Source organism: Leucobacter sp. 7(1) (genome assembly GCF_900163635.1).
In the GTDB taxonomy this organism is placed as follows: Bacteria; Actinomycetota; Actinomycetes; order Actinomycetales; family Microbacteriaceae; genus Leucobacter.
Window position 1 is genome coordinate 1 of sequence record NZ_FUID01000071.1, and the last position, 5,082, is coordinate 5,082.

A 5,082-nucleotide genomic window follows, 5' to 3' on the forward strand; every position below is an offset into this window, starting at 1 on the left:
TGACCGCGGTGTTGGTTGTGGCGGCGTTGTTGCTGCCGCGCTGGGGCTTCCTCAAACGGGTTCCCTCACTCCGAAACCGGGGCGGAAAGGCGCCGGCCCCGCAGCCGGGTACCGGAAGCGCGCCGGCTGCAGCGTCCACGACCGAGACCACCGGGAGGTAATCGCATGCTCAACATTGAACGGATCGACAAGACGTTCTTCCCCGGCACAGTCAATGAGCGCAAGGCACTGGTTGACCTGAATCTCGACATGGCCGAGGGTGACTTCGTGACCGTGATCGGCTCGAACGGCGCGGGGAAGTCCACGCTGCTCAACGCCATTTCGGGCCGCTACACCGTCGACGCGGGGGCCATCGAAATTGATGGCAAGCGGGTCAACCGGCTCCGCGAGCACCAGCGTGCACAGTACGTGGGCCGCGTGTTCCAGGACCCGATGGCCGGCACGGCGCCGGATCTCACGATCGAGCAGAACCTCGCGCTCGCGGTCCGCCGTGGACGCCGGCGCGGACTCGCTCTCGCACTGACGCGTTCGCTCCGTGCCCGGTTCACCGACGAGCTCACCTCCCTGGAACTGGGCCTCGAGAATCGGCTCACCGCGAAGGTGGGGTTGTTGTCGGGTGGTCAGCGGCAGGCGTTGTCGCTGTTGATGGCTGGGTTTACGCAGCCGCGGATCCTGTTGTTGGATGAGCATACGGCGGCGCTGGATCCGCAGCGTGCGGCGTTGGTGACGGATCTGACGGAGCGGATTGTTGCGCAGGGTGGGTTGACCACGTTGATGGTGACGCACAACATGGAGCAGGCTCTGAAGCTTGGGAATCGCCTGATCATGATGCATGAGGGTCGGATTGTGTTCCAGGCTTCGGCGGAGGAGAAGCAGCATCTGACGGTGCCGCAGCTGCTCGCCGAGTTCGGCAAGATCAAGGGCGCACAGCTCGACGACCGCGCATTGCTCGCCTAGCGTCCGGAAGCTTGCTGTCCGCGGGCTCTCGGCTCGCCGGCCTCTTCGACGCACCGGGTTCTTGAACGCACCGGGTTCTTGAACGCACCGGAGATTCTTCGAGAATGCGTACGGATCGGGCCCAGATCTCTGTGATTTTCGTGAATCTCCGAGGCTTTCGTGACTGATGACTCTGGGCCTGGGCCTGGGCCTGGGCCTGGGCCGGGCTGGGCCTGGGGCTGGCCCAGGGCCCTGGGGCTGTGGGTCTGGAGCCCTCGGGCAGCGAGGCGGCAGCCGAGAGCTCGCTGAGGACCGGCGCGCGCTCCCAGCCAGGACCGGCCCGAACCTTACAGTGGAGACATGGCTGCCCCCACCTCGTCCCAGAGCTCAGCTTGGCCCGCGGTCGCGACCGCGGCGGAGGCGCGAGCGAACGCCTGGATCGCGGAACTGCGCGAACGTGAGGCGAGTGGGCCACGCGCCCCACTCGGCGATATGCGCCGGGACCCCGAGGGCCTCGATTTCACCCGCAGACTGCTGGAGATGGTGGCCGGCACCGAGGACGCGTTCGCCTCAGCCGTGGGGTTGCACGACGTCGCCCAGGCTGCACCCGCCACGATGGGTCTCCGCGACCGACTCGCGCTGCGCGCTGGCGGAGTGGCCTCCCTCGGGCTGCCCTGGGCCGTCATGCCCGTGGCGCGACACTGGCTCCGCTCCCGCCTGTCGAGTCTCGTGCTCGCCGCGAAGCTGCCGAACCTGAACACCGAGGAGAGCTCCGCGGGTGGCCCGAGCCCGCTCACGGCACTCGCAGCTGGCGTGCGCCGCATCCGCGACTCTGAGTTGACCCCTGTGGTTGTGCCGCTGGGGAGCGCAGTACACGGTCCACGGCGTGCCGCCGCCGAAGCGCGTCGCTTGGCTGCACTCGCGGCACACCCGACCGTGACGCACCTCGCTGTGGATCCCGCGCGGCTTGTGTCAGGCGGAAACGATTGGTCCGCGGATGCTGATGTTGCCGCGGCCGCCGCCGCGCTCCAGCCGATTCTCGCGGCCGCCGCGGAGCACGGCTGTACGATCCACGTCGAACCGCGCAGCGTACGCTGGGCCAGGCTCATCCCCGCGGTGCTCGCCCGGGCGCTTGGCGATCCTGCGCTGGATCGCGTCCGCGTCGGAACCCGGGTCTTCGCTGAGCTGCCCGAGTCGCGTGAGCTCTACGATCAGCTGAGTCGATGGGCGCAGCGCCGCGTGGCCGAGGGCGGCGCGCCTGCGGAGGTCGTGATCGGCGAGGCGCGGGTCGCGGGGACCGAACGGATCGCGGCGATCCTGAGCGGGCTTCCGGTGCCCGTGCTCGAGGACCGTGGCGAGATTGCGGCGCAGCTCCTGCGCCTGTCTGAGCTTGCCCTGCATCCGGGTCGCGCGGCAGTGTTGCGTCCGGTCGTTGAGAGCGAGGACCTCGGTGTGCTCGCCGCGGTCGTGGAGCTCGCCGCCGAGCGTGGTCTGACGGAGCTCGTGTCGGTGCAGCTGCGGAGTGGTGTGGTGCCCGGCCTCGCGGAAGCTGTCGCGGGAAGCGGGATTGAAACCCGGGTGGCGCTGCCGGTCGTCTCTCCCAGCGAGTTCGCCGGCGCGGTCGAGCTGCTCGTGGGGCTTGCCGCAGAGGCCGCGGATCCCGAATCCGCGTCATCTCGGCTGGACGCGCTGCTCGCGGAACCCGCTGAGGATGCGGCTCGTCCCGCGGCTGATTCCACGCTTGATTCCACACTTGATTCCACGGCCGACTGGGCGACGTTCCGCACCGCAATTGCGGCCGCAGAGGAACCCTCTCCCGCCACGCACCGTACCCAGCTCCGGGCGCGAGAGTGGGACCCCAGCGAGCGGGACAGCGCACTGTTCTACCGCGCCCCGGACGAGCCCGCCCGTTTCGACACCGGCGGCCTGACCGCCGCTGTGCTGGGCTTGGGGCGCGACCTGACGGGCGCGATTCAGTTGGAGCCACTGGCACCGGAACCGCTGGCAATCCCCGTGATCTCGGTATCCGGGTTTGCGAACGAGCCGGGCACCGATGCGAGCCTCCCCGCGAACCGCGAGTGGGCGCGGGAACAGCTGCAGCGGGCGCGGGATCGCGCTGCGCGCGAGGACGCTGTCAACGAGACAGTCGCCCTGTCCGCAGCGGATCTCGATCCGGAACTGGCCGCGCTCACGGCCCGCGAGTCCGGCGAGCGGTGGGCGCTGCACGGGCACGCGGCGCGGGCGGTGCGTCTGCGGCGGGCGGCACTCGCCATTGTTGCAGCACGGGATCGCATGCTGAAGGAGCTCTCTGGCGACACGGGTGCTCCGATCGCGGAGCTTGACGCCCAGGTGAACGACATTGTGGACGCGGCCCGGTACGCCGCACAGCTCGCGGAGGGCCTCGGCGCGGTCCGAGGCGCAACCTTCGTGCCTGATCGACTCCTGCTCGTTGTCGCCGACGCCGGCACACCGCTCGCCCAGCAGGCCGAGGCCGTATTTGCGGGCCTGGGTGCGGGGAGCGCGGTGCTCTGGGCGGTGCCGCAGACGTTGCTTGCCTCCGCCACGGCACTCGTCGAGGAATCTGAAGCCGGCGGGCTGACGCCCGGCGCGGTGCGCATCGAGGCCATCGCAGTGGGGCGCACGGTGGCGGAGCTTGCCGCGCACCACGAGATCGACAGGGCGATTGCGCTGGGGGATCGAGCAGCGGGAGAGGAGCTTGCGCGGCGGCGGCCTGATCTCCGGATCGAAGGCCAGTTCCGTGCGCGCGGCAGTATCCTTGTCGCCCCGTCGGCGGATCTCGACCAGGCCGTCAGCGACACGGTCGCTTCCGCGTTCCGCGCGGCGGGCACCGATCCGCGGGCCGCGCATCAGCTCATTTTGGTGGGAGGGGTCGGCCGGTCGCGCCGTTTCCGCGATGCCCTTGCCGATGCGGTGCGCGCGCTGCGCGTTGGCGACACCGCTCGGCCTGGCAGCGCGGATCCGTTGGGCTTCGATCTCGGACCGTTGCCCGCGCCGCCCACGGCGGCTGGCCTGCGCGCGCTCACCGAACTCGGGCGGGGCGAGGAGTGGCTCGTGGTTCCCGAGCAGCTGGATGAGGAGGGGCGGCTTTGGAGTCCCGGAGTGCGGTTGGGTGTTCCCGCGGGGGCGAGCTTCTGGGAGGATTCGCTGGGGGTTCCCGTGCTTGGCATTACCCATGCGCACTCGCTTGTCGAAGCGCTCGCCCTGCAGAATGCCGCGGGGGGTGGCGGCGTTGCGGCGCTGCACTCCACTGATGCGGAGGAAACCGTCGCCTGGCTGGAACAGGCCCATGCGGCCGCGCTCTCGATGAACCGTGCCACGACTGACGCCCGGATCGAGCGCCAGCCCGGCGGTGGCTGGGACGACGCGGTCATGGGGGTACCGGCGCTCAGCGGCGGGCCCAACCGCTTGCTCGCGCTGGGCTCATGGACGCCGCGACCGGGGACGCGCAGCGACACACTGCACCTCCGTGGCCTCGACCCCGAGGTGCAGCTGCTCATCTCAACTGCCCAGCCCAGCCTCGCCTACGAAGCGTTTGACGAGATTCGTCGGGCCGCGCTCACTGATGCCCTCGTTTGGCGCACGCGATTCGGCCTGGAACGCGATGCGATCGGGCTTGGCGTCGAGCGCAATGTGCTGCGGTACCGCGCGGTCGTCACGCATGTCCGCCTCGCGGAGAACGGGCCGATGGCGGGTCTCATCAGGGTCATCGCGGCGGCGCTGCTCGTGCGCGCGCCCATTGCGGTATCCACCGGGCAACTCCTGACCCCGGAAATCGCGGAGCTGCTGGAGCGGCAAGGCATCGAGGTATCGCTCGAACGCGACGAGGACTGGATGGAACGGCTCGCCGTGTCCGGCCCGCTCGGCCCCGCGGAGATTCCTGCGGCCCGGCTCCGTCTGATCGGCGGCGACGCCGTGCGCGTGGCGGAGTGGATGGGTGGGCTCGACCGGGCGGCGCTCTGGGCCGAGCCGGTCACGATGGCCGGACCGGTCGAACTCCTGACGCTGCTGCGCGAGCAGTCGGTGGCAGCGCGCGCGCACCGCCACGGGCTGGCGATCCCGGTGCCGGGCCTCGACGCGGTGCTCGAGCTCGGGCGCTGAGAGTCCTCCCGCCTCCCGCCTCCCGCC

2 protein-coding genes are annotated in these 5,082 nt (G+C 70.3%); both read left to right on the forward strand.

Features of this window, described 5'->3' with window-relative positions; genetic code table 11:
- The first annotated feature begins 165 nt into the window (after positions 1-165).
- Positions 166-957, forward strand: a complete 792-nt coding sequence (locus FM113_RS13560; protein ID WP_087015357.1) for an ABC transporter ATP-binding protein — start codon at positions 166-168, stop codon at positions 955-957.
- Positions 958-1,296: 339 nt separating this feature from the next.
- The gene (locus FM113_RS13565; protein ID WP_254909013.1) at positions 1,297-5,055 is read left to right on the forward strand and encodes an aldehyde dehydrogenase family protein; all 3,759 of its coding nucleotides are present in this window, start codon (positions 1,297-1,299) and stop codon (positions 5,053-5,055) included.
- Positions 5,056-5,082 lie beyond the last annotated feature (27 nt).